This is a genomic window from Marinomonas gallaica (assembly GCF_001639745.1).
GTDB classification, from domain to species: domain Bacteria; phylum Pseudomonadota; class Gammaproteobacteria; order Pseudomonadales; family Marinomonadaceae; genus Marinomonas; species Marinomonas gallaica.
Genome location: NZ_LTAX01000118.1, coordinates 1 through 232, shown reverse-complemented (window position 1 = coordinate 232; position 232 = coordinate 1). Strand labels below are relative to the sequence as shown.

General features: G+C 49.1%; 1 pseudogene. It reads right to left on the bottom strand.

Going from position 1 to position 232, the window contains the following annotated elements:
• Positions 1 to 232, bottom strand: a pseudogene (locus AYW76_RS19290) (glutamate synthase small subunit); the annotation flags it as partial.

Genomic DNA, 232 nt, shown 5'->3' with positions numbered 1-232 from the left:
AACACCTTTTCATTGGTAGTCTGGAATGGGTACGCATGCTGCTCAGGTGCCTTGACTCGACCATCTTCATGCAGATCGATACCGAAGTCAGCAAACCAAGGCGCTGGACTTGGACGGAAGCCAAAAGCCACTAATACTGCATCAGTTGGAATAACTTCCTCAGATCCAGATACCACCTCAGCACGACGGCGACCATTTTCATCAGGCTCACCCATTTGAGTGCTAACAACTT